Here is a 22,009-nt window from a genome sequence, read left to right as displayed (position 1 = left end):
AAAGCAGACGAGTAGGGGACTTGGGAAAGCGACGCCCCCGCCCATCTTACCTCGGCACAATCACCCGCGACTTCACTTCTTCGCGCGCGGGAACTCTTGTTCGAGGAACCTCATGCTCTGCACCTCGCCGCTGGTGCCGAGGCGGAACTGCACGTCGAACGTGCTGCGGTCGAACGAAAGGACGTCGTCCTTCGGCTCCACCGGGACCGCGGTGAACGTGTCGAAGTGGTAGTGCTCCACGCGGAAGGTGTACTTGCCGCACCGGATCATCAGTTTGTCGTTCTCGACGGTTACTTCGGCGCGACCATAGGCGCGCTCCTCGAAGGCGCCCGCGTACTCTTTGAGAGCGAGGCTCGGCTTCGTGTCCGGTTTGCGGGCGCTCTCGCGCTTCTTCTTGGCGGCGGCGGTACTGAAATCGAGGGCCGCCAGTTGCACCTTGTGGAACGCGGTCCAGTCCTCCGCCGGCAGTTCGAGCAGCGCGTCGAGCGCGGTCTTGCACACCGTCTCGCACACATACGACGGGCGGAGGTTACACAGCACGAACACTCCGAGCTTCTTCTCCGGCACCAACATGCACTGCGCGCGAAAGCCCGTGAGCGTTCCGCCGTGCGAAACACAGTTCGTGCCCCGGTAGTCGTGAACGAACCACCCCAGCCCGTAGCTCGCGAACCGCGTCACCTTCGGGGGGAAGTACACCGCGAACGGCCCCTCCGGGATCAGCAGCATTTGTGACGTGTGCGTGTCCCGGAGCGCGCGCTCGGTCACGAGCCGCCGGCCATCGAACTTGCCGCCCGCGAGCTGGAACTGGAGCCACGCGCCCATGTCACGGGCCGTGCTGTTGATGCACCCGGCCCCGCCCGCGTGGTCGATTTCGTCCCACTTGATCGCGGTGGTGGATTTGTCGAGGCCGTAGTAGTGCGCGGTCGCGTGGTCGGGCTGCGCCGCGCCTTCCTTCCAGGTGCAACTGCTCCGGTCCATACCCAGCGGCTTGAAAATGCGCGCTTTGATGACGCCCGCCCAGTCGCTCCCATCAAGCTTCCCGGCGATCAGGCCCGCCGTCGTGAACGGCACGTTCGCGTACTCCCACTTCGAGCGGAACGACGTCGCGGGCGGGGCCTTTCCCCAGCGCCGGATCACGTCGCCACTGTCCGTACTCAGCCCGGACCAGAGCACGTCGTGCCGGGGCATCCCGGTGCGGTGGCAGAGCAGGTCGCGGAGCGTCACCTCGCGGTCCGCGAGTTCGTCCGACAAGCGGAAGTAATCGAGGTGGTCACGCACTTTGTCGTCCCACTTCAACTTGCCCTCGTCCGCGAGCGCCGCGAGCGCCGTCGCGGTGAACGCCTTCGAGCACGACGCGATCGGGAACACCGTGTCGGGCGTAACCCGATCCTCCTTGCCCTTCTCGCGAACTCCGAAGCCCTTGAGATAGATCACCTGACCGTCCTTCACGATCACGACGGCCGCCCCCGGCGCATCGAACTCCTTGAGCGCCTTCGCAACGGCGGCGTCGATCGCCTTCGGGTCGAACTCCGCAGCGCCCGCGGGGGGCGCGACGAAGAGCAGCGCGAACAGCAGAATGTACCGGCGCATAATTCCTCCGAGCGGGTCGAAAAGCGTGGCGGCCCGGGCCGACAAGCGAGTGTAGCCAAGTCGGGCTTGCGGGCGCTGGGGCAAACGGGGTAAATTTGCCGACTCTTTACGACAGACACCCATTCCGTCAAGGACGGCGGAGCTGCATTGCGCGCGGTCATTCTCGCCGGAGGGCTCGGCACCCGACTCGCCGAAGAAACCGAAACGCGACCGAAACCAATGGTCGAAATCGGCGGGCGCCCGATCCTCTGGCACATCATGAGCCACTACGCCGCCCACTGGGTGACCGAGTTCGTGGTCGCCCTGGGGTACAAGAGCGACATCATCAAGCGGTTCTTCGTCGAATACTCGCGGTACATCGGCAGCCTGTCGGTGAACCTGGCGCGGGGCGAGGTCACGCACCACGAACCGGTCGACGTGGACTGGACCGTTCACCTCCTCGACACCGGGCTGCACACCAACACCGGCGGGCGCGTGAAGCGCGCGGCCCCGTGGGTGTGCGACGACACCTTCATGCTCACCTACGGCGACGGGGTGAGCGACGTGGACGTCCAGGCGCTGCTCCGGTTCCACCGGCACTCCGGCAAGCTCGCCACGGTGACCGCGGTGCGCCCGCCGGCCCGGTTCGGCGAGCTGGTGTTCGACGGCGACCTCGTGAGCGCGTTCGCCGAGAAGCCGCAGACCGGCGACGGGTGGATCAACGGCGGGTTCTTCGTGCTCGAGCCGAAGGTACTCGACTACATCGGCGGCGACGACGAGAGCTTCGAGCACGACGTGCTCCCGCGCCTCGTGGCCGAGGGCGAACTGGCCGCGTACAAGCACGCCAAGTTCTGGCAGTGCATGGACACGCTCCGCGACAAGCGGCAGTTGGAAGCACTGTGGCAGGAAGGCCGCGCGCCGTGGAGGGCCGCATGAGCGGGTTCTGGCAGGACCGGCCGACGCTGGTGACCGGCGGCACCGGCCTCGTAGGGGGCTGGGTCGTGCGCCGGTTGCTGCGCGCCGGAGCGGACGTCACGTGCCTCGTGCGCGACTGGGTCCCCGAGAGCGAACTGGTGCGCGGCGGGCTGACCCAGCACGTGAAGACCGTGCGCGGGGACGTGTGCGACCAGAATCTGCTCGAGCGCGTGTGCGGCGAGTACGAAATCGACACCGTGATCCACCTCGCGGCGCAAACGCTGGTCCCGGTCGCGAACCGGAACCCGGTCGCGACGTTCGAGAGCAACATCGCGGGCACGTGGGCGCTGCTCGAGGCGTGCCGCCGCAGCCCGCGCGTGAAGCAGATCGTCCTGGCGTCGTCGGACAAGGCCTACGGCGACGCCGAGAAGCTGCCCTACGACGAAACGACCCCGCTCCGGGGCCGGCACCCCTACGACGTGAGTAAGTCGTGCGCCGACCTCATCGCGCAGTCCTACGCGGCCACTTACGGCCTCCCGGTCGCGATCACGCGGTGCGGCAACTTCTACGGCCCCGGGGACTTGAACTGGAACCGCATCGTGCCCGGAACGATGCGCTCGATCCAGCGCGGCGAGCGCCCCGTGATCCGCTCCGACGGGAGCCACGTCCGCGACTACTTCTACGTCGAAGACGGGGCCGCCGCGTACCTCATGCTCGCGGAGAAAATGGCCGCCGACCCGTCCCTGCACGGCGAGGCGTTCAACTTCTCGAACGAGACACAGGTCACCGTTCTCGACCTCGTGCAAAAACTCCTCGACCTCGCGGGTTCGCGGCTGACGCCCGACGTGCGCAACGAAGCGAGTCACGAGATCAAGCACCAGAGCCTGAGCGCGCGAAAGGCGCGCGAGCGCCTGGACTGGCACCCGCTGTTCACCCTGGACGAGGGGCTGCGCAAAACGGTGCCCTGGTACGGAAACTTCCTGGCGACGAGGAACGCCGCGTGACCGCGACCGCCACTGGTACCCTCCCGTCGTGCCGGTCGTGCGGGGCCGCCCCGCTCGCGCCGGTGCTCTCGCTGGGCAACACGCCCCTCGCGAACGCCCTCCGCGGCGCGAACGAGCTGGGCGCGCCCGAAGCGACCTTCCCACTGGACCTCGCGGTGTGCCCCCGGTGCGCGCTGGTGCAGATCACCGCCGAGGTGCCCCCCGAAGACCTGTTCCGCGACTACGTGTACTTCTCGTCCTTCTCGGACACGATGCTCCGGCACGCGGCCGAACTCGCGCACGAACTGATTCGTGCTGAGAATCTCGGACCCGAGAGCCTCGTCGCCGAGGCCGCGAGCAACGACGGCTACCTGCTCAAGAACTACGCCCGCGCCGGAGTCGGCGTTCTGGGGATCGAGCCCGCGCGGAACATCGCCCGCACCGCGGTGGAGCGCCACGGCATCCCGACGCGCGCCGAGTTCTTCGGCCGCGCGTACGCGCGGCAGTTGGTCAGCGAAGGGTACCGCGCCGATGTGTTCCACGCGCACAACGTCCTCGCGCACGTTCCCGACCTGAACGGGTTCGTCGCCGGCATCCGCACGCTGCTCAAGCCGACCGGCGTCGCGGTGATCGAAGCGCCTTACGTGAAGGACATGCTCGACCACTGCGAGTTCGACACGATCTACCACGAGCACCTCTGCTACTTCTCGCTCACCGCACTCGATGCGTGCTTCCGCCGACACGACCTCGTCATCCGCGACGTACAGCGGGTGCCGATTCACGGCGGCTCACTCCGGCTGTTCGCGGCCCCGGCCGCGAGCACCGGCGAGGTGTCGCCGCGCGTCACGGACCTGCTGGCCGAAGAAGCCGAGTGGGGCGTGGGCACGTTCGAGCCGTACCGCGCGTTCGCCGAGCGCGTCGCGGCGATCAAGCACGGCCTACGCGACCTGTTGAAGCAACTGAAAGCTGGGGGCAAGCGGATCGCGGCATACGGCGCATCGGCGAAGGGCAGCACGCTCCTGAACTTCTGCGGCATCGGCCCCGAAACGCTCGACTTCATCGTGGACCGGAGCACCGTTAAACAGGGTAAGTTCACCCCCGGCACGCGGCTCCAGATCCACGCGCCGGAGAAGTTGCTCGAAGACATGCCGGACTACACGCTGCTGCTGACGTGGAACTTCGCGGACGAGATCTTGAAGCAGCAGGCCGAGTACCAGAACCGCGGCGGCCGGTTCATCCTGCCCGTACCTCTCCCGCGCGTCGCGTGAGTGGGGTACGGAAGAAAGGCGCCGCAGATCACGCAGATAACGCAGATCAAGACATGAACAACATGAGACCAAAAGACGGGGTTAGCTCGAAGCGGTTCCGCCCAGTTAATTCGCCTAATTTCTTTCGTGCATTAATCTGCGTTATCTGCGTGATCCGCGGCGCATTCTTATCACTCACGTGACCATGCAATTTCTCCCCACCGAATTACCGGGCGTGTTCGTGATCGAGCCGGAGCCGAAGGCCGATGACCGCGGGCTCTTCGCGCGCACCTACTGCCGCGACGAGTTCGCCGCACACGGGCTCTGTACCGACTGGGCGCAGTGCAACGTGTCGTTCAACGCGAAGGCCGGCACGCTCCGCGGGATGCACTGGCAGGCCGCTCCGCACGAAGAGGTGAAGCTCGTGCGCTGCACCAGCGGTGCGGCCCACGACGTGGTCGCGGACCTGCGCCCCGGGTCGCCGACATACGGGAAATGGGTGGCCGTGGAGATCACCGCGGAGAACCGCCGAGCGGTGTACATCCCCGGCGGGTTCGCGCACGGGTTCCAGGCGCTCGCCGACGGCACCGAACTGTTTTACCAGATGTCCGCGTTCTACGTCCCGGACGCGGCGCGCGGCGCGCGCTGGGACGACCCGGCGCTGGGCATCACGTGGCCCGCGTGCGCGAAGCGGATCATCGCCCCCCGCGACCTGTCATTCCCGGACCTGCCGATATGAAGCGGCTGCTCGTTACCGGCGCGACGGGGTTCGTCGGCGCGCCCGCGGTGCGCCTCGCGCGGGACCACTTCGAGGTCCACGCGACGGCCCGGACTGCCCGTGCGGTTCCCACCGGCGTGTCGTTCCACCCCTGCGACCTCTTGAACGCGGACAAGACCGCGCGCCTGATCGAAATCGTCCGGCCGACGCACCTGCTCCACCTCGCATGGGTCGCGACGCCCGGCGTGTACTGGACCTCCCCGGAAAATCACCGCTGGGCGGAAGCGTCCAAGCACATCCTTCTCACGTTCGCGCAATATGGTGGAACGCGCGCGGTCGTTGCCGGATCGTGCGCCGAGTACGATTGGGGCACGGGCGGCGTGTGCCACGAGCGCGACACCCCGGCGCGCCCGCGGACCACCTACGGGCGCTGCAAACTCGAACTCGGGAAGTGGGCCGAGGTGCTCGGTTCGGCCCGCGGCGTGAGCGTCGCACGGGCGCGCCTGTTTTTCCTGTACGGGCCGGGCGAGCACCTCTCGCGCCTGGTGCCATCGGTCGCGCGCGCATTGCTCGCCGGAACGCCGGCCGCGTGTTCTACGGGCACACAGGAGCGCGACTTTCTTCACGTCGAGGACGCGGCCGACGCGCTCGTGGCGCTCGCACAGAGCGACCTGACCGGCCCCGTGAACGTCGGTTCCGGCGCCGCGGTCGCGGTCCGCGATCTGATCGACCACGTGGCCCGCGAGTGCGGTCGGCCGGATCTGGTGCGCCTCGGCGCGCGCGCGACGCCCGCGGGCGAGCCCCCACTTCTCGTGGCCGACGCCGGGCGGCTCCGGGACGAACTCGGCTGGCGCCCGCGCACCGACCTGGAGCGCGGGTTGAGAGAAACCGTCGACTGGTGGCGCACCACGGGCAGCGAAGGAGTACGCAAATGCGGCTAATCATCGACACGGACGCGCGGACCGTTACCGAGCACACCGCGGACGGTGAGCGCGCCCACCCGCTCGATTCCCCCGAAGCGTTCCGGCTCATCAGCGAGCACTGGCTCACGGTCGGGTGGACCCAGAAGTACACCTACGGCTTCACGTGGCTCGGGCGCCCGATCATCCAGTTGCCCGAGGACATGATCCGCGTTCAGGAACTCATTCACCGCGTGAAGCCGGACGTGATCGTGGAGACCGGCGTCGCGCACGGCGGGTCACTGATCTACTACGCGAGTTTGTGCAAAGCGACCGATCGGGGCCGCGTGGTCGGCGTGGACATCGAGATCCGCCCGCACAACCGGACCGCGATCGAGGCGCACCCGCTCGCGGGTTACATCACGCTCGTCGAGGGCAGCTCGATCGAAGCGCCGACGGTGGCCCGGGTCCGCGAACTCGTTCGCCCGGGCGAGCGGGTGCTGGTGCTACTCGACTCGAACCACACGAAGGCCCACGTGCGGGCGGAACTGGACCTGTACGCGGAGTTCGTGAGCGCCGGGTCGTACATCGTCGCGACCGATGGCATCATGAGTCAGGTGGCCGGGCGCCCGGGATCGAAGCCGGGCTGGGAGTGGGACAATCCGTCTGAAGCGGCCCGCGAGTTCGCGGCGGCCAACCCACAGTTCGCGCTCGAAGAGCCGGGGTTCCTGTTCAACGAAGGGAAGATCACGCAGCACGTCACGCACTGGCCGTCGGCCTACCTGCGCCGGGTCGCGTAGGGACCGAGCCGCGTGCTCGCTACCTCGAAACGCGCCGAGCGGCCCCGGTGAGCAAGCGCATCGCGACCCGGAGTGGGCGCTTCAGCGACCACCGCAGTTCGTCCCGAAGCTGCTGGTCCAGTTCGCGGGTCCGGGCGTCCGCCCGGTGAATGATCTCTTCCCGCTCGTCGCACACGCTCTGGAGTCGGTGTACGGTCTGGAGCAGATCGGTCGAAGACAGGTGAACCCGAAGAATGGCCCGCTCGCGCTCGTCGCACACGCGGTTAAGGTCGGCGATCTTCATCGCGGCGACGTGCCGGTCGTCTTCGGGCTGAGAGTACGTGATCGGCTGGTCCCGGTAGTTCAACAGGTGCTCGCACAGCCGAGCGGCCCCGGCCACGTCGGTGACCCCGAACGCCGCGGCGTCCAGGTGCAAGAGCCGCCCGTCGAACCCCAGGCGCTCGGGCCGCAGGCGCACGCGCGGCGGGGTCGTGTACGGCGTCGCGGCGAGTTCCGCGTCGAACCACTTTTGCGCCTCGGGATCGTCCGCGAACGAGGCGCGGATGGCAGACAGGGCCGCGGGCCAGTCGGCCCGGGACACGCGCGCCCCGGTCACGCACGCCCGCGCCAGCGCGCGCCGGTCCAGGTCCACCGCGAGGTCCGGGAACAGGGTCCGTTTCGCGAACGCGAAGGAATCGGCGACCGGGACGTGCGGGTACACGGGCAGGTCGGGCACCGTCGGCTCGGACCGCAGCCCGTCGCGCGCGTTGAGCGCGTGGAACTCGCGGTCGATCTCGTTGCGCCCGCGGTTGAACAGGGTCGCGATGCCGTTGCTCGCCGCGGACTGGCCCGAGATCGACATCGGCGCCGTGGTCGAGGCGAACCGCCCGGCGGCGTGCGCGATGGCGAACCCGGAGTACACGTCCGGGACCGGGTGAACGAACACGCGCCCCGTGCGCGCCCGCAGGGCCGCGAGCACGTCCCGGTGGACCGCCGAGTTGTACAGCATCGGCAGCGCCGTGTAGAACTCCCGGAACGTGGCGACCTCGCGGATCGCGTCGCTCCCGTCGCGGGTCCGGAGCGCGCACCCGAACGACATCTCGATGTAGTCGCCCTGCCCCGGGAGCGCCACGTTCGGCCAGGTGTAGTAAACCGGGCTCCACCGGATCACGCGCGCGTTCGTCCGGCGCTCGAGGCGGTCCAGTTCGGTTAGTGCGTGCGGGAGCAGCCCGTCGTCGTCGCCGATGAGCAGGACGAACGCGCCCCGCGCGTGCGAAACGGCGAACTCCCAGTTGGTGCTCATCGCGACCGGTTCGGCCGTGCGGACGTACCGCACCTTCGGCGACCGGCACTCGTCCACGACGGCTTTGGTCGCGGGTGAGCTGAAGTTGTCCGAGACGATGATTTCGTAGTCGTCGAACGTCTGGTCGAGGCACGTGCGCAGTGCGAAACGGAGCGTCTCGGCGCGCTCCCGCGTCGGGATCACTACGCTAAACTTCACGGCGGACATCGTGTACCCCCGCGCGGCTGCCGGCCCCGCAGCCCGTTCGCTTGAATCAGGTACACGGGTGTAACAGGTGCCCTACGAACGGGCAACCCCAACCGCGCGCCGCCCTCACTTCGCGGGCTTGAGTACGATCTGCCGGAGGTCCATGACCGCAACTCCCGGCTTGGTCTTCGCCTTCACGGTCATGGTGTAGCGCCCGGCCTTCTCGAACTTCAGCGTGCCGACGTCGCGGGCCTCGAAACTCTGGAACCCGCCCGTGTCCTTCACGGTAAAGGTGAGCTTCTCGGAACCCGCCGCGAGTTCCACCTCCGCGCCGCCGCTCCCCTTCCCGCACCCCTGGAGCACTTCCACCGTGAACGCCCCACCCCTCTCCACCGTAAAGTCGAAGGTCGCGTAGTCGTCCTTGTTCACCCAGAAGCCGAGCGTGTTCTTGTGCGGGAGCGGCTCGAACCGGAGCATCACTCCACTCACGAGTGCCGTCCGCGCGGGCATCGTAATCACGCCGTCTTTATTTGGTGGGTTCGGTTTGTAATCCGGGTTCGGTGTCGGCATCTTCGCGCCGACGCCTTTTCGCCACGAATCGAGCGCGTCGGTCAGCGTCTTCGCGACCGCGGGCGCATCACTGATGAGATTGCGCGATTCGGACGGGTCTTTGCGCACGTCGAAGAGCTCCCGGCGCCCGTCCTCGTAATACTCGATGAGCTTATGGTCCTTGAACCGCACTGCGCCGCCGGGCTTGCTCCCCTGGTTCGCGTAGTGCGGGTAGTGCCAGTAGATCGCGCGCGGGGTCCGCGGTTCGCCGGTCGTCACGGTGCGCAGCAATGACACCCCGTCCGTCTTAAGACTCGCCGGTTTCTTCGTGCCGGTCGCGTCCAGGATCGTATCGAAGAAGTCGATGCTACACGCCACTTGGTCCGTGGTACCCGGTTTGACTTTGCCGGGCCACTTCACGACGAGCGGAACGCGGACGCCGCCCTCGTAGAGGTAGCCCTTCCCCTCGCGTAGCGGCGAGTTAATGGTGGGTGCGAACGGCATCCCTTCGAGGGTCGCGAGCCCGCCGTTGTCACTCGTGAAGATGACGAGCGTGTTGTCGGAGAGTTTGAGGTCATCGAGCTTTTTCAGCACGCGGCCGACGGCTGCGTCCATGCTCTCGACCATTGCCGCGTACACGGGATTACTCTGTTTGCCGTGAGTCGGCGCCGCCTTGTACTTGTCGACGAGTGCTTGCGGCGCTTTGAGTGGAGTGTGAACCCCGTAGTGCGGCAAGTAGAGGAAGAATGGCTTGTCCTTGTGCTTCTCGATGAACCCTTCGGCCTCGGCCGCGAGCCGGTCCGTAAGGTACTCGCCCTCCTTCGCGTTTTCCAGCCCCGGCATCTTGCCGAGTTTGTTCTCGAAGGGGGCGAAGTAACTGCGCGGGGTGCCCGTTTCGTCACCGCCAATGTTCACATCGAAGCCGTGTTTCTCGGGCTCGAATCCCTTCCCGCCGAGGTGCCACTTCCCGATGAGCGCGGTGGCGTAACCGTCCTTCTGGAGCGCCTTCGCAATGGTCGTTTCTTCCAGCGGAAGTTCGTTCCGAATTTCGGGGCGCTTGAGGCGCTGATCGGAGTTGTCCTTGCGCCCGGGAATCCAGTCGGTGATGCCCGCGCGCTGCGGATACCGCCCGGTCAGGATGCTAGCCCGCGTCGGTGAGCACACCGGGCACGCGGCGTAAGCGTCCGTGAAGCGCACGCCCTCTTTCGCCATCCAGTCGATGTTCGGCGTCTTGTAGAACGTGCTCCCGTAACACCCGAGATCGCGCTGCCCCAGATCGTCGATCACGATCAGCACGACGTTGGGTTTGTCGGCAGCTCGAAGAACGAGAGACGAGTTACAGAGGCACGCGGCGAGCAAAATTGAGCGCAGCACGAGTTCACCGGAGCTATTTAAGGTTCCCAGTGGCGAACCCGGAGCGTAACCGAGAGGACACGCCCGTGCAAGCAATGTGGGGGCACTCACATTGCTTGCACGGGCCAAGTTTATTTTTCATTGACAGCCACGGGCGGGCAATCTCTACTGATCGCGACGTAAACAGTGACTTGATCGAATCGTCAACGCATTTAGAGGCTCGCTCAATGTTATTACGCCCCCCTCCCATCCAGAAGCTGCTCTTCGCGCTCTTGACCGCGTGCCCGCCCTCTGCGGCACGAGCCGCGGAGTTAAAGGCCGCGCCCGCAGCCGCCGCGGTACTCACGCCCGATACGAAAACGCTCATTCTCTCGGCCCCGAATGAGGGCGAGCTCCTGTACATAAACACCGAAACGGAGAAAGAAACCAAAAAGGTCACGCTGAGCTTCAAACCGCTCGCGCTAGCCGTCCAAGGTAAGTCGCTGTTCGCCAGTACCAAAGGCGCCGGCACGATCCACGCTCTTGATTTGGAAACTGGCAAGGTGAAGAAACAGTTCAAAATCGCCGGTGAACCGATCCTGAACTTGGCCTGCCACTCTACCAAGGGGTTACTTTACGCCACCAACGCGGCCGGTGAGGTGTTCGCGATCGACGCCGAGAGCGGCAAGGTGACCAAGACGAAGGCCCGTGGCCAGATGATCGTGGTCGACCAGACGGACGGGAAGTTCGTGTATACCGGAATCCGGGCCTCGATCTCCGAGCAACTCGTCATTGAACAGGGGCCGGACGCAAAGACGAAAGTGCCGCTGGAGGTCGCCGAGTCGCGGGCGATCATGCTGAAGTTCGCTGTGGACGGCGCGGCGCTGAAACTGGCCGCGGTCCAAGACAACGCCGCGCTCAACGGTAAGGGCATCGCCCTCAGTGCGGACGGCAAGCAGATCGCGATGGCCGGGGGCGGCGGATGGGCATCAAAAATCAAACAGAAAAAGAGTTACGGCGTCGCCGTATTCGACACATCAGACATGAAGACGATGATCGGAGAAGTGGAGTGCGGGGCGTACCCGTATTCGGTGTCCTTTCACCCGGTCCTGAACCTGGGAGTTGTGGTCAAGCGCGGTAACCAATTGAACGTATTCGACGGCAAGTCACTCGCGAAGAAGGCGTCCATCAAGGCGCCCGGGGGAGAGCCGGCACAGATACTGTACGCGATCAACGGAACAAAAATCGTGCAGTTTGTTAACTCGGGCACCCAGACGACCATAAGTTTTCACCCTCTGGAACTCGGCGAGCAGGACCAAGAATTGCTCAAAAACGCCCTCCCAAAGAAGTAAATGAGCGGCGAGCCGGCCGCCCTCGGTTCCGTGATTACCCGGCTCGCCGCGGCCTTCGGCTACGACAAAATCTCCTTAATCACGTTCCCGTGATCGATGTCGAGGCGCTTGCGGCCGGGGATTTCGAGTTTGCGCGAGTCGAGCCCCAACTGGTGCATGATCGTCGCGTGGACGTCGGTGACGTAGTGCCGGTTCTCGACCGCGTGGAAGCCGATTTCGTCCGTTGCGCCGTGAACGATCCCGCCCTTCAACCCACCGCCGGCCATCCACGTACTGAAGCCGTAGATGTGGTGGTCGCGCCCGTCGCTGCCCTGGGTGCCCGGCGTGCGCCCGAACTCCGTGCAGAACACGACGATCGTGTCCTTCAGGAGCCCGGTGCGTTTCAAGTCTTTGAGCAGCCCGCCGATCGGTTGATCGACCGCGAGGCAGTTCTTCGCGTGGTTGGCTTTCAGCCCGCCGTGCGCGTCCCACACCCCGGCCCCGCCCGCGCCGTGCTGAATTTGGATGAACCGCACGCCGCGCTCTACCAGCCGGCGCGACGCGAGTAGTTGCATCCCGAACGCCTTCGTCTCGGGTCGATCGAGGCCGTAGAGTTTTTGTGTCTCCTCAGTTTCTTTCGCGAAGTCGAGCACCTCCGGCAGCGATTTCTGCATCCGGAACGCGAGTTCGTAGCTCTTGATGCGGGCGTCGAGGGCCGCGTCGCCGGGGTACTGCTTCTCGCGCAGCTTGTTCAGTTTGCCCGACAGCGCGAACCCAGCCTTCTGCTCGGCCGCCGTCACAGGCACTTCCGGCTTACCGTAATCCAGCGGGTTCGCGGGGTCGACGCGCATCGGCACCGCGTCGTGGGCCGGTCCGAGGTAGTGGCCGTCCTTGATGTTCCAGTATTCGCGGAACCCCATCGAGACGAACTGCGGCAGGTTCTCGTTGAGCGTGCCGAGTCCGTAATGCACCCACGCGCCGAGCGTCGGGTACTCGCCGTCGAGCATGTGCCGGCCGGTGTGGAACTGCGTTTGCGCCCCGTGGTTGTCATCGGTCGTCCACATCGACCGAATCAGAGCGATGTCGTCGATGCACGATCCCGTGTGCGGCAGCCAGTCACTCAGTTCGGTGCCACTTTTGCCGTACTTCTTGAAGCCGACTTGCAACGGGTAGAGCTTGTTCCGCTGCTGACCGTTTGCATCGTTAATGACCGTAACGCGCGCGAGTTTGAGCTTCTCCGGGTCTTGCGCGTCCGGGACCGGTGACTCCTTGATGGTCTTCCCGGCAAACTTCGTGAGCGCGGGCTTGGGGTCGAACGTCTCCATGTGCGAGACGCCGCCGTTCATGAACAGCCAGATGACCGACTTGGCTTTCGGGGCGTGGTGCGGCTTGCCGTCGGGCGGCACCCACTTGTCTTCCGTCGCGTACCCGTCTTTGTGAAGCATGGCCGCGAGAGCCAGACCGGAGAAACCTCGGAACGAATCAGCAAAAAACGAGCGGCGGTTCATAAGGACACCGTGTGAACTAGTTTTTGAGCCCCGGATGGGGCACGGGCGAGTAGCCAGGGGTGAAGCAAAGCGCAACCCCTGGCGGGTGTCGCGGACCAACGGCAAACGTCGCACGTCGGCCACCGGATTTGCGTTTCGGGGCGTCCGCCAGGGGTTGCGCTTCGCTCCACCCCTGGCTACCATCTGTCGCCCCTACCGGGGCTACAAAACGCGGTGTCACCTTACGGTGACAAAATCGTTGTGGTTGATGAGCGCCTGGACCACCTGGAGGCGGGCATATTTGCCCCTCTCGGGCTCCTTCGCGTCCTTGAGCGCGGCACGCAGTTCCGTGAGCGCCTCCAGGCACGTCGCGAGTTCATCCTTTGTGGGTGACGTGCCCAGAACCGTCTCGAACGCGGCCGCCACGAAGCGCGCGTCATCGGCGTCCTTGAGGCGCGCGTGGAGTTGGTCGTTGATCTTCGCGGCCGTCGCTTGCGCGAGCTTGCTGTTCCACAGCGCGAGTGCCTGTTGCGGTACGATGCTCTCACTGCGCCGGTAGCACTCCAGCACGTTCGCGTTGTCGAAGATGTCGAGCAGTTTGTTGTGCTCGTTGTGCGAGTGGAAGAAGTACAGCGATCGGCGCTGTGACGCTTCCTGCTGCGGGATCGGCACCGGCGGGCCGCTCTGCGTGAGATCGAGGACACCGGCCAGATGGAGCAGACTGTCGCGAACGATGTTCGCGTCCATACGAACCGAATTCATCCGCCAGAGGTACTTGTTCTCGGGATCGAGCTTCACGTTCGCGTCCGCGTTCGCAGCGGACGAAGAGAGCCGATACGTGTTACTTGTCACGATGAGTTTGTGCAGGTGCTTGAAGCTCCACGGCTTCGCGCTATCCCCGATCTTGTGCTGGGGGTTGACCAGTTCGCACGCGAGCCAGTCGAGCAGTTCCGGGTTCGACGGCAGCGCTCCCTTACGGCCGAACTCGAACACGTTGGGCACGAGAGGCGCGCCGAAGTGCCGTAACCACAGGTGGTTCACCGCGACGCGGGCCGTCAGCGGGTTCTTTCCGTCCGCGATCCAGTTCGCCAGCGCGGTTCGGCGCCCGGTGCTCGTACCGGGGAACGGCCGGGCCTGCGATTCGGCGCTCTCCACGTTCGATTCGGCGCTCTTCACCGATCCGCGGTAGGCCGCGAGCGCCTTCGCCGGATCCGCGACGGCCGCGTATAGCTGCGCCAGCTCCTTCACAGCAGTGGCGTGCGCGGCGAGCGGGTGGAGCATTCGCCACGCATGGAACGCGGAGCGCTCGGCGCTCGCGGCCCCGGCCTTCGTCAGCGCGTCCATCGCGGCCGCGACCTTCGCCTCGGCCGCCTTCAAGTACAGCGCGGCGATCTCCGCCCGACGAAGCGGTTCGTGCGCTTCTGGCGGGAGCTTCACCGGTGTCACCTTCAACCCGTCGGCCGCGAGAAATTGCGGCAGCCCCGGAAGCACCACGCGATCTTTGTCGGGGTTGCGTTCGTCGCCGCGAATGTGGAACGGGGTCTTCGCATCGGGATTGCAGTCGAACACGCGCGGGATGCCGGCCTTCGTCACGTCCAGTTCACCCGGAACCACGTCGGTGCGCACTTGGTACGGCTCGAAGATCGCGCGGAACTGGTAGTAGTCGGTTTGCTTGATCGGGTCGTACTTGTGGTCGTGGCACTTGCAGCAGTTGAACGTCAGCCCGAGGAAGCCCTTACCCGAGTGCTCCACGACCTCGTCGAGCCACGACGTGCGGTTGAACAGGAAGTACGAGCGCGCGAGGTACCCCGTGGCCCGGAGCTTCTTCGGGTCGGTGGGGTACAGTTCGTCGGCGGCGAGCATTTGCCGGATCATCTCGTCGTAACCGAGATCGGCGTTGAAGCTCTCGATGGCCCAGTCGCGCCAGTGCCAGATGTGCCGCTGGCTGTTGCGGAGTTCGGCCCCGAGCCCCCACCAATCGGAATAGCGCCAGATGTCGAGGAAGTGGCGCCCCCAGCGCTCGCCGTATTGCGGTGACGCGAGCAACTGATCGACCACCTTCTCGTAAGCGCCGGGAGAAACGTCCTTCACAAAGGCTTCGGTTTGCTCCGCGGTGGGTGGCAAGCCGATGAGGTCCAGATACACGCGGCGCAGAAGCACGCGCTTGTCCGCGGGCTGAACCGGGGTAAGACCGCGCTTCTGAAGTTGTGCCGCCACAAACACATCGATCGGATTCCCACTTTGCGCCTTGCGGTCGGCAGTTGGGGGTAACTTGGGGCGCATCGGCGCCCGAAACGCCCAGTGGTCGCGCGGGTCCGGCTCGGGCGCATCGTCCGCCGGTACCTTCGCGCCCTGCTCGATCCACGCTTTCAGTTTCGCGACCTGCTCCGGCTTGAGTGGGTGGCCTTCCGGCGGCATTCGCTGCGCCTCGTCGTCGGACGCAACACGCAGAACGAGTTCGCTGGTACCGGGCTTCCCGGGAACGATCGCCCCGCCCTTCAGCAAATTCGCACCGCTATCGACGCGCAACTTTCCCTTCTGCGCGAGCGCGCCGTGACAGGCGTAGCACCGCTCTTGCAGCAGCGGCTTGATGTCTTTGCGGTAATCGACCGGCTCCGCAGCGCGGACCAAACCCGGGGCCAGAACAATGAGGGAAAGGAAGAACCGCATTGGAGAGCGTTCCGATGGGGGCGGGAGTGCGAGCGCGGGCGGGCGAAGCCCAGGCTAAACGATGCGCGCCCCTTATTCAAGGAAATGACAGAATCGCGTCGACCGCAGCGCACTTAAAACGAGTCCGCAACTCGACTTCACCCGTACCGCAGCGCTTCAATGGGGTGGATTTGTGCCGCGCGCCGGGCCGGGTAGAGGGCCGCGAGTGTCGTGACGGCGACCGCGAAGCACACCGATACGGCCCACAGCCACGCCGGGAACACGAAGATCGTGGTGGAGAGCATCTTCTGCCCGTCCATCTGCCCCGCGATCAGACTTTGAACCCACTTGTCCGCCCAAATCGTTAAGCCGAATGCGAGAGCCAGCCCGAACACCGCGCCCGCACAGCCGATCAGCGCGCCTTCCGTAAGGAACAGCCCCATCACCTGTCCGCGCGTCGCGCCGACCGCCCGCAAGATGCCGATTTCCCGCGTGCGCTCCACGACGCTGGTCACGAGTGTGTTCGTGATTCCGACGGAAGCGACGAACAGTGCGATGAGAGCAAACAGGTTCAGCCCGGCCGCAATAAGAGTGACTTCGCGCTTGGCCGCCGCGAACCACTTGGCGCCGCTGTGCGTGCGAAAGCCGAGGGCTTCGATCTGCGCGACCGTGCCGGGCAAATCACCGCCGGGCGTCACGCGGACGTCGGCACTGTAGAACCCACCTTCCTTTTGCCACGGGAGCTTCCCGAAGAGTCGGTCGCCAGTTGTTGGAGGGAGGAACACGTCGCCCTGGCTGAGTTCCCACGAGTCTAGTGGAGTCGTCTTCTTGCGCTCCTCGCGCGTGAGTCGGCGCACGACGCCACAAATACGGAACGTACCGCTCGCGGTTTTGCCGGACTCGCCCGGCCGGTCCTCGCTCGGCTCGGTCGGTGGCACGAGCAGCTTTTGCAGCTCAATTTGCTCCGCGGCGCTGAGGTCGAACGCGCCGATCTTCTTCGGGAGCGCGGCCGTGAGTTTCTCCAGTACCTGTATCTGCCCGCGCGTGAGTTCCTCCGGCGGGCGCTGGCCCAGCAGCGCCCGGGCGAGCGCGAGTGACGGGTTCTGCCTGACTCCGCCGACGTCGAGTTTCACCACGCGACCGATCGCGCCCTCAATGTCCGCGTCGTCGTGAATGCCCAGTTGGTAGAGCACGTACTCGGACACCACGATTTCCTCGGCGTCCGGGGAGGCGGGCACGCGGCCCACGAGGAGCCGCGGCGCGAGTTCGTCGAGCCGGCCGCTGACACTGAGCGCGCCGGCCGGCTTCTCCGAGGTGTCGATCCACAAGCGCCCGTCCCCGGTGCGGTACGTGCGCACTTCGGCCACGCCGGGGATGTGCGCGATCGCGTCGAGTTTGTCCGGTGTGAGTAACTTTGCTGCTCGCGGTGCGCGGGTGCTCTGGTAGCGATCGACCAGGGCTTCGCGGATGCGCGCCCGGCGCTCGTCGGACATGGAGCCGCGCACCACGATCTTATCGGGCGGGATGGTGCTCTCGTCGGGGGGCGGTTCGTCCACGCGGACCACGACGCGCCAGAAGTCCTCGCGCCCCTTGAACTCAGTGTCGATGAACGCGCGCAGCCCCAATCCCAGGGACACGCTGAACGCCAGCGCGCAGGTGCCCACGCTCACGCCCACGAGCGTGAGCGCGGTGCGCACCTTTTGCCGCCACAACCCCCCGAGGGCGAATTTGAGCAGTTGAACGAGGTTCATGGAACCTTGACGGCAGAGGGTGAAAGATCAATCCAGACAAAAGACCAGAATCCGGGGACGACAGCAAGGCGCTAACGATTTTGTTCGCCCCGATCGTGTTCACCATCGTTTCAGAATCCCCCCTGTTGCGAATGCTGAACGCTCGATACAATTCCCCAACTTCATTCCCGCAGCATGTGAACTGTGTCAAGTTCGCCGGACGTGGAGCAACCTTTAACCCCAGCCCACCGTTTTCTCACGAGACCGGACCGGGCCATCCGCCTCCCCTACACTATGGTCAACCGTAACCTCCTCCGTCAGTTCGAGCCCTCGCCAGAAGACATTGACCTCGGCCAGAGCGATGACGACTTCAACCTAGCCATTACGGAATGGATCCAGAGTCCCGAGCAGGACTACGAAGCCAACAAGATCGTCACCGGTAAGGTGCTCGAGATCCGCGGCGACGACGTCGTGATCGACATCGGGTACAAGTCCGAAGGCGTCATCAAGATCGACGAGTGGAAGGAAGACGGGAACGAGGGGCCGCCGCCCAAGGCGGGCGACGTCGTCGAGGTGCTGCTCGAGACGGCCGAGAGCGAAGACGGGACGATCCAACTTTCGTACCGCAAAGCGAAGCGGCAGAAGGAATGGAACGCGATCCTCGCCAAGCACAAGGAAGGCGACGTGGTCGCCGGAAAGGTGCTCAAGAAGATCAAGGGCGGGTTGCTCGTCAACATCGGCGTGAACGTGTTCCTGCCGGCCTCGCAGGTGGACATCCGCCGCCCGCAGAGCATCGACGAGTACATCGACCGCACCATCGAGTGCGTCATCCTGAAGATCGACGAGCAGCGCCGCAACATCGTCGTGTCCCGGCGCAAGCTGATCGAGGACCGGCGCAAGATCCAGAAGGACAAGCTGCTCGGCGAACTGGAAATCGGCCAGATCCGCACCGGCGTGGTCAAGAACATCGCCGAGTTCGGCGCGTTCGTGGACCTCGGCGGGATCGACGGCCTGCTCCACATCACGGACATGGGCTGGCACCGCGTGACCAACCCGCGCGACGTGGTGCAGATCGACCAGTCGCTCGAAGTGTACATCCTGCACATCGACCGCGAGAAGGAAAAGATCGCGCTGTCGCTGAAGCACAAGACCCCGAGCCCGTGGCAGAACATCGAGGCCAAGTACCCGATCAACAGCCGCCACAACGGGGAAGTGGTCAACATCATGCCCTACGGGGCGTTCGTGAAGCTCGAGCCCGGCATCGAGGGCCTGGTCCACATCTCCGAGATGTCGTGGGTCAAGCGCATCGCCGACCCGAAGGAACTGGTCCAGATCGGCGACAAGGTCGAGGTTCAGGTTCTGAACATCAACCACGACAAGAAGGAAATCTCGCTCGGCATGAAGCAGTGCCAGAGCAACCCGTGGGGCGAGGTCGCCAAGAAGTACCCGACCGGCACGATCATCACCGGCGTGGTGCGGAACCTCACCAACTACGGGGCCTTCATTGAAATAGAGGAGGGAATCGACGGCCTCCTGCACGTCTCCGACATGAGCTACGTGCGGAAGGTGTCCAACCCCTCCGAAGTGGTCCAGAAGGGCCAGAAGATCACCTGCGTGGTGCTGAGCGTCGACCAGGAGCGCAAGCGGGTCGCGCTGGGCCTCAAGCAGATGGGCAACGACCCGTGGGAGACCGACATCCCGGGCCGCTACAAGCCCGGCCAGAAGGTCCAGGGCAAGGTCACCAAGCTCACCAACTTCGGCGTGTTCGTGCAGCTCGAAGAGGGGCTGGAGGGCCTGCTCCACATCTCCGAACTCTCCGACGACAAGATCGAGAGCCCGGAAGAGGTGGTGAAGGTCGGCGACGACGTGGACGTGAAGGTGCTCCGCGTGGACGCGAAGGACCGCAAGATCGGTCTGTCGATGAAGAACGTCGACGACAACACCGTCCCGGACGACGTCCAGGACCTTCCGATCGAAGGGCCGGAAGCGGAAAAGGCTATGGAGGAGAAGCTCAAAGCCACCCGCGAGAAGGAAGCCAAGAAGGAAAAGGAAGGCGGCACCAAGGAGAAGGAAGCAGCCCCCAAGGAAAAAGAGAAGGAGAAGGAAGGGCTTCGCGGCGGCACCGGCGCTGCCGGCCCGCTGTTCCAACTCCCGGGCGACAAGAAAGAGTGATGTTTTTGCGGGCGGCCGGCTCTGCGCTGGCCCGCCCGCAAGAAACGAATCCGTGCCACCGGCCCCGACGAACTGTCGGGGCCGGTTTCTTTTTGCCGGTTGCGCGGATTTTTGGCGGTCCAGTGTCGCGAATTGGGTTTACGAAATGGGTAGCGGCGAGCGCCGAGTTAGCGTTTTTCTGCCCCGCGTGTAAAGCTCCGGCCACCGTCGTACTTCGCGACGCCGGAGGTCAGTAGCGGAGAAATCGCGGTTGACTTTCGGAAACTTTTTCACGAACCGAGCGGTCTTAAAGTGGCAACCCGATAACGATTCGGTGCTGGAGGAATAAGACTCGTATCCGCTCCGGCCGGAAAATAGTGTTGAACTCGCGCCGGAGGAAAATGTATCTTGGTACGGCCGCGGAACCATCCCATCCGGTTCTGTCGGTCGGCGCCCCGATGACAATGTACGACCTCCCCCGGTTGTACCGGCCGTAACGATTCGTTGCGGCGATCGGGTTGTGGCTGTAGTTCGCTCGACAACGCCCGAAATCCCCCTCGTCCGGGCGTTCAACCAGTGCGTTTATCCAGGTTATTGTTTCAGCGGTCGATACGTCTCTGCGGGTTCGTCCGTGAGCGACTCACCATCGCCCCGAACGGCCCAGCGCCCCTCAGTCGGGCGCCATGCGGACTCGCCAGACCGCGACCAATGCCGGCCCTTTTGTAGACAGGATGCTCGATACCATGTCGCGACTCCGCCGCTACCGCCCGGACGTGGTCCAGTCCCCGCTGGAAACGTACCTCCGCGAGATCAACGAAACCGCGCTGCTCACGGCCGACCAGGAGAAGTCCCTGGCCCGCGCGATCGGTGTGGGCGACACGGAGGCCCGCGACCAGATGGTGCGCGCCAACCTGCGGTTGGTGGTGAACATCGCCCGCGGGTACACCGGGAAGGGGCTGGCCCTCCAGGACCTCATCGAAGAGGGGAACCTCGGGCTGCTCCGCGCGGTCGAGGGGTTCGACCCCACGATGAACACGCGGTTCAGTACCTACGCGAGCTACTGGATCAAGCAGAGCATCAAGCGCGCGCTGGTGAACACCGCGAAAACGATCCGCATCCCGGCCTACATGGTCGAACTGCTCGCGAAGTGGCGCCGGGCCACCAACAAGCTCAGCGACGAACTGGGCCGCCCGCCGACCCACGAAGAGGTCGCCAAGTTGCTCGGCCTGCCGAAGAAGAAGCTGAACATCATCAAGAAGGCGATCCGCGTGTACAACGCGGCGCCACAAGCCGACCAGGGCGAAGCCGGGTGGAGCATCGAGGAGATGCTCATGGACAACCGCGCGAAGACGCCCGACACCGAAATGGTGGAAACCGACGATCTGAAGCAGGTGCTGGTGCTCCTCGACAAGATGGACCCGCGCGAAGCGACGGTGCTGCGCATGCGGTTCGGGCTGAACGACGAAGAGCCGAAGACCCTCAAAGAAATCGGCGAGTGCTTGGGGCTGACCCGCGAGCGCGTCCGGCAGATCGAGGGCGAAGCGCTGGCGAAACTCGGCGAGGATCTCAGTAACTGACAATCGGGTAAACGGAACCGACGCGGGCGGTGTGCTTCAGTGCGCCGCCCGTGTTCGTTTTCCAGGGCGAGAAATGCGATAGTTGACATATTGACATTATGTGATCGGGCGAATACCATTCCGTTAACATCTGTGGTTGAGGGGCCGCGGGTGTTCGTGAACGTTCCGCGTGCTCGCGCAGGGGGCCGAGGATGGGCGGCACCCGTGTTGAGTTGCGTGTCGAGACGTTTGACAGTTCGCGCGGTGCAGGAGGTACAACACACACAAGCTTCCTATTTTCGCGCCGCGTTTCACCAAGTCCCCCGGACTGCGTGAACCCGCGCAACCCGCGCCGTCGATGCTTCCCGTGACACCGGAGGATCGGCGATGCGGGTTGCGCTATTATTGGTGCTCGCTGTTATCGTTGTCGGGTGCGAGTCCCTGCGCGCGCCGCAGAACCCGCCACCAGTTCCAGCGAGCGCGGGGCAGGCAGAGGAGCGAAGGCAACCTAACCCCCTAACCCCCTTCCCTAAAAATGAAGGGGGAACAGAATCAAATGCGACAGGCACCACATCACAAGCGCCGGTTTTAAGCCCCTCTCCGTTTAGGGGAGGGGTTGGGGAGG

15 protein-coding genes are annotated in these 22,009 nt (G+C 64.9%); 9 read left to right on the top strand and 6 right to left on the bottom strand.

The window, feature by feature from the left end; translation table 11 throughout:
• Window positions 1-72 precede the first annotated feature (72 nt).
• Window positions 73-1,590, bottom strand: coding sequence for a serine hydrolase (locus J8F10_RS31505; RefSeq protein WP_210660586.1), 1,518 nt, complete (start codon window positions 1,588-1,590; stop codon window positions 73-75).
• Window positions 1,591-1,737: 147 nt separating this feature from the next.
• Here J8F10_RS31505 and rfbF point away from each other — a divergent pair, with 147 nt between their 5' ends.
• The 6 genes from rfbF (at window position 1,738) to J8F10_RS31475 (ending at window position 7,131) form a co-directional block, all read left to right on the top strand.
• Window positions 1,738-2,505, top strand: coding sequence for a glucose-1-phosphate cytidylyltransferase (gene rfbF, locus J8F10_RS31500; RefSeq protein ID WP_210660584.1), 768 nt, complete (start codon window positions 1,738-1,740; stop codon window positions 2,503-2,505).
• A complete protein-coding gene (locus J8F10_RS31495) occupies window positions 2,502-3,488 on the top strand; it encodes an NAD-dependent epimerase/dehydratase family protein (protein ID WP_210660582.1) in 987 nt (328 codons plus the stop codon). Before rfbF ends, J8F10_RS31495 begins: the two co-directional genes overlap by 4 nt.
• Complete coding sequence (locus J8F10_RS31490; protein ID WP_210660580.1) at window positions 3,485-4,735, top strand: class I SAM-dependent methyltransferase; 1,251 nt, start codon at window positions 3,485-3,487, stop codon at window positions 4,733-4,735. The genes J8F10_RS31495 and J8F10_RS31490 overlap by 4 nt, the downstream gene beginning before the upstream one ends.
• A 184-nt stretch (window positions 4,736-4,919) precedes the next feature.
• Window positions 4,920-5,453 carry a dTDP-4-dehydrorhamnose 3,5-epimerase gene (gene rfbC, locus J8F10_RS31485; protein ID WP_210660578.1) on the top strand — a complete coding sequence of 178 codons (534 nt, stop codon included), beginning with the start codon at window positions 4,920-4,922 and terminating at the stop codon, window positions 5,451-5,453.
• On the top strand, window positions 5,450-6,373 hold the full coding sequence (locus J8F10_RS31480) for an NAD-dependent epimerase/dehydratase family protein (protein WP_210660576.1): 924 nt from the start codon (window positions 5,450-5,452) through the stop codon (window positions 6,371-6,373). The genes rfbC and J8F10_RS31480 overlap by 4 nt, the downstream gene beginning before the upstream one ends.
• A complete protein-coding gene (locus J8F10_RS31475; protein ID WP_210660574.1) occupies window positions 6,364-7,131 on the top strand; it encodes a cephalosporin hydroxylase family protein in 768 nt (255 codons plus the stop codon). Before J8F10_RS31480 ends, J8F10_RS31475 begins: the two co-directional genes overlap by 10 nt.
• Window positions 7,132-7,150: 19 nt before the next feature.
• On the opposite strand, the gene J8F10_RS31470 is transcribed toward J8F10_RS31475, so the two are convergent.
• Entirely contained in the window at window positions 7,151-8,620 is a 1,470-nt protein-coding gene (locus tag J8F10_RS31470) for a glycosyltransferase family 2 protein (protein WP_210660572.1), read from the bottom strand.
• Between the two features lie 105 nt (window positions 8,621-8,725).
• Window positions 8,726-10,522, bottom strand: coding sequence for a sulfatase-like hydrolase/transferase (locus J8F10_RS31465; protein ID WP_315854193.1), 1,797 nt, complete (start codon window positions 10,520-10,522; stop codon window positions 8,726-8,728).
• A 206-nt stretch (window positions 10,523-10,728) separates the two neighbouring features.
• On the opposite strand from J8F10_RS31465, the gene J8F10_RS31460 reads away from it, so the two are divergent.
• Entirely contained in the window at window positions 10,729-11,832 is a 1,104-nt protein-coding gene (locus J8F10_RS31460) for a YncE family protein (RefSeq protein WP_210660570.1), read from the top strand.
• Between the two features lie 59 nt (window positions 11,833-11,891).
• Here J8F10_RS31460 and J8F10_RS31455 read toward each other — a convergent pair whose 3' ends face one another.
• From J8F10_RS31455 to J8F10_RS31445, 3 genes are all read right to left on the bottom strand, one after another.
• On the bottom strand, window positions 11,892-13,319 hold the full coding sequence (locus tag J8F10_RS31455; RefSeq protein ID WP_210660568.1) for a DUF1501 domain-containing protein: 1,428 nt from the start codon (window positions 13,317-13,319) through the stop codon (window positions 11,892-11,894).
• Between the two features lie 216 nt (window positions 13,320-13,535).
• Entirely contained in the window at window positions 13,536-15,968 is a 2,433-nt protein-coding gene (locus tag J8F10_RS31450; protein WP_210660566.1) for a PSD1 and planctomycete cytochrome C domain-containing protein, read from the bottom strand.
• Between the two features lie 137 nt (window positions 15,969-16,105).
• Entirely contained in the window at window positions 16,106-17,698 is a 1,593-nt protein-coding gene (locus tag J8F10_RS31445) for an ABC transporter permease (RefSeq protein WP_210660564.1), read from the bottom strand.
• Window positions 17,699-17,971: 273 nt separating this feature from the next.
• On the opposite strand from J8F10_RS31445, the gene J8F10_RS31440 reads away from it, so the two are divergent.
• Both J8F10_RS31440 and J8F10_RS31435 read left to right on the top strand, forming a co-directional pair.
• Entirely contained in the window at window positions 17,972-19,849 is a 1,878-nt protein-coding gene (locus tag J8F10_RS31440; RefSeq protein WP_210660562.1) for a 30S ribosomal protein S1, read from the top strand.
• A 722-nt stretch (window positions 19,850-20,571) separates the two neighbouring features.
• Entirely contained in the window at window positions 20,572-21,405 is an 834-nt protein-coding gene (locus J8F10_RS31435; protein WP_210660560.1) for a sigma-70 family RNA polymerase sigma factor, read from the top strand.
• Window positions 21,406-22,009: the final 604 nt, after the last annotated feature.

Source organism: Gemmata palustris, from assembly GCF_017939745.1.
GTDB lineage: Bacteria > Planctomycetota > Planctomycetia > Gemmatales > Gemmataceae > Gemmata > Gemmata palustris.
The sequence above is the reverse complement of the archived record's forward strand: the minus strand, read 5'-3'. Positions and strand labels throughout refer to the sequence as shown.

Excerpts from the sequence above, each read along its gene's own strand:
- J8F10_RS31505 (WP_210660586.1), bottom strand. The coding sequence starts at position 1,590 with ATGCGCCGGTACATTCTGCTGTTCGCGCTGCTCTTCGTCGCGCCCCCC.
- J8F10_RS31495 (WP_210660582.1), top strand. The coding sequence starts at position 2,502 with ATGAGCGGGTTCTGGCAGGACCGGCCGACGCTGGTGACCGGCGGCACC.
- rfbC (WP_210660578.1), top strand. The coding sequence starts at position 4,920 with ATGCAATTTCTCCCCACCGAATTACCGGGCGTGTTCGTGATCGAGCCG.
- J8F10_RS31480 (WP_210660576.1), top strand. The coding sequence starts at position 5,450 with ATGAAGCGGCTGCTCGTTACCGGCGCGACGGGGTTCGTCGGCGCGCCC.
- J8F10_RS31475 (WP_210660574.1), top strand. The coding sequence starts at position 6,364 with ATGCGGCTAATCATCGACACGGACGCGCGGACCGTTACCGAGCACACC.
- J8F10_RS31470 (WP_210660572.1), bottom strand. The coding sequence starts at position 8,620 with ATGTCCGCCGTGAAGTTTAGCGTAGTGATCCCGACGCGGGAGCGCGCC.
- J8F10_RS31460 (WP_210660570.1), top strand. The coding sequence starts at position 10,729 with ATGTTATTACGCCCCCCTCCCATCCAGAAGCTGCTCTTCGCGCTCTTG.
- J8F10_RS31455 (WP_210660568.1), bottom strand. The coding sequence starts at position 13,319 with ATGAACCGCCGCTCGTTTTTTGCTGATTCGTTCCGAGGTTTCTCCGGT.
- J8F10_RS31450 (WP_210660566.1), bottom strand. The coding sequence starts at position 15,968 with ATGCGGTTCTTCCTTTCCCTCATTGTTCTGGCCCCGGGTTTGGTCCGC.
- J8F10_RS31445 (WP_210660564.1), bottom strand. The coding sequence starts at position 17,698 with ATGAACCTCGTTCAACTGCTCAAATTCGCCCTCGGGGGGTTGTGGCGG.
- J8F10_RS31440 (WP_210660562.1), top strand. The coding sequence starts at position 17,972 with ATGGTCAACCGTAACCTCCTCCGTCAGTTCGAGCCCTCGCCAGAAGAC.
- J8F10_RS31435 (WP_210660560.1), top strand. The coding sequence starts at position 20,572 with ATGTCGCGACTCCGCCGCTACCGCCCGGACGTGGTCCAGTCCCCGCTG.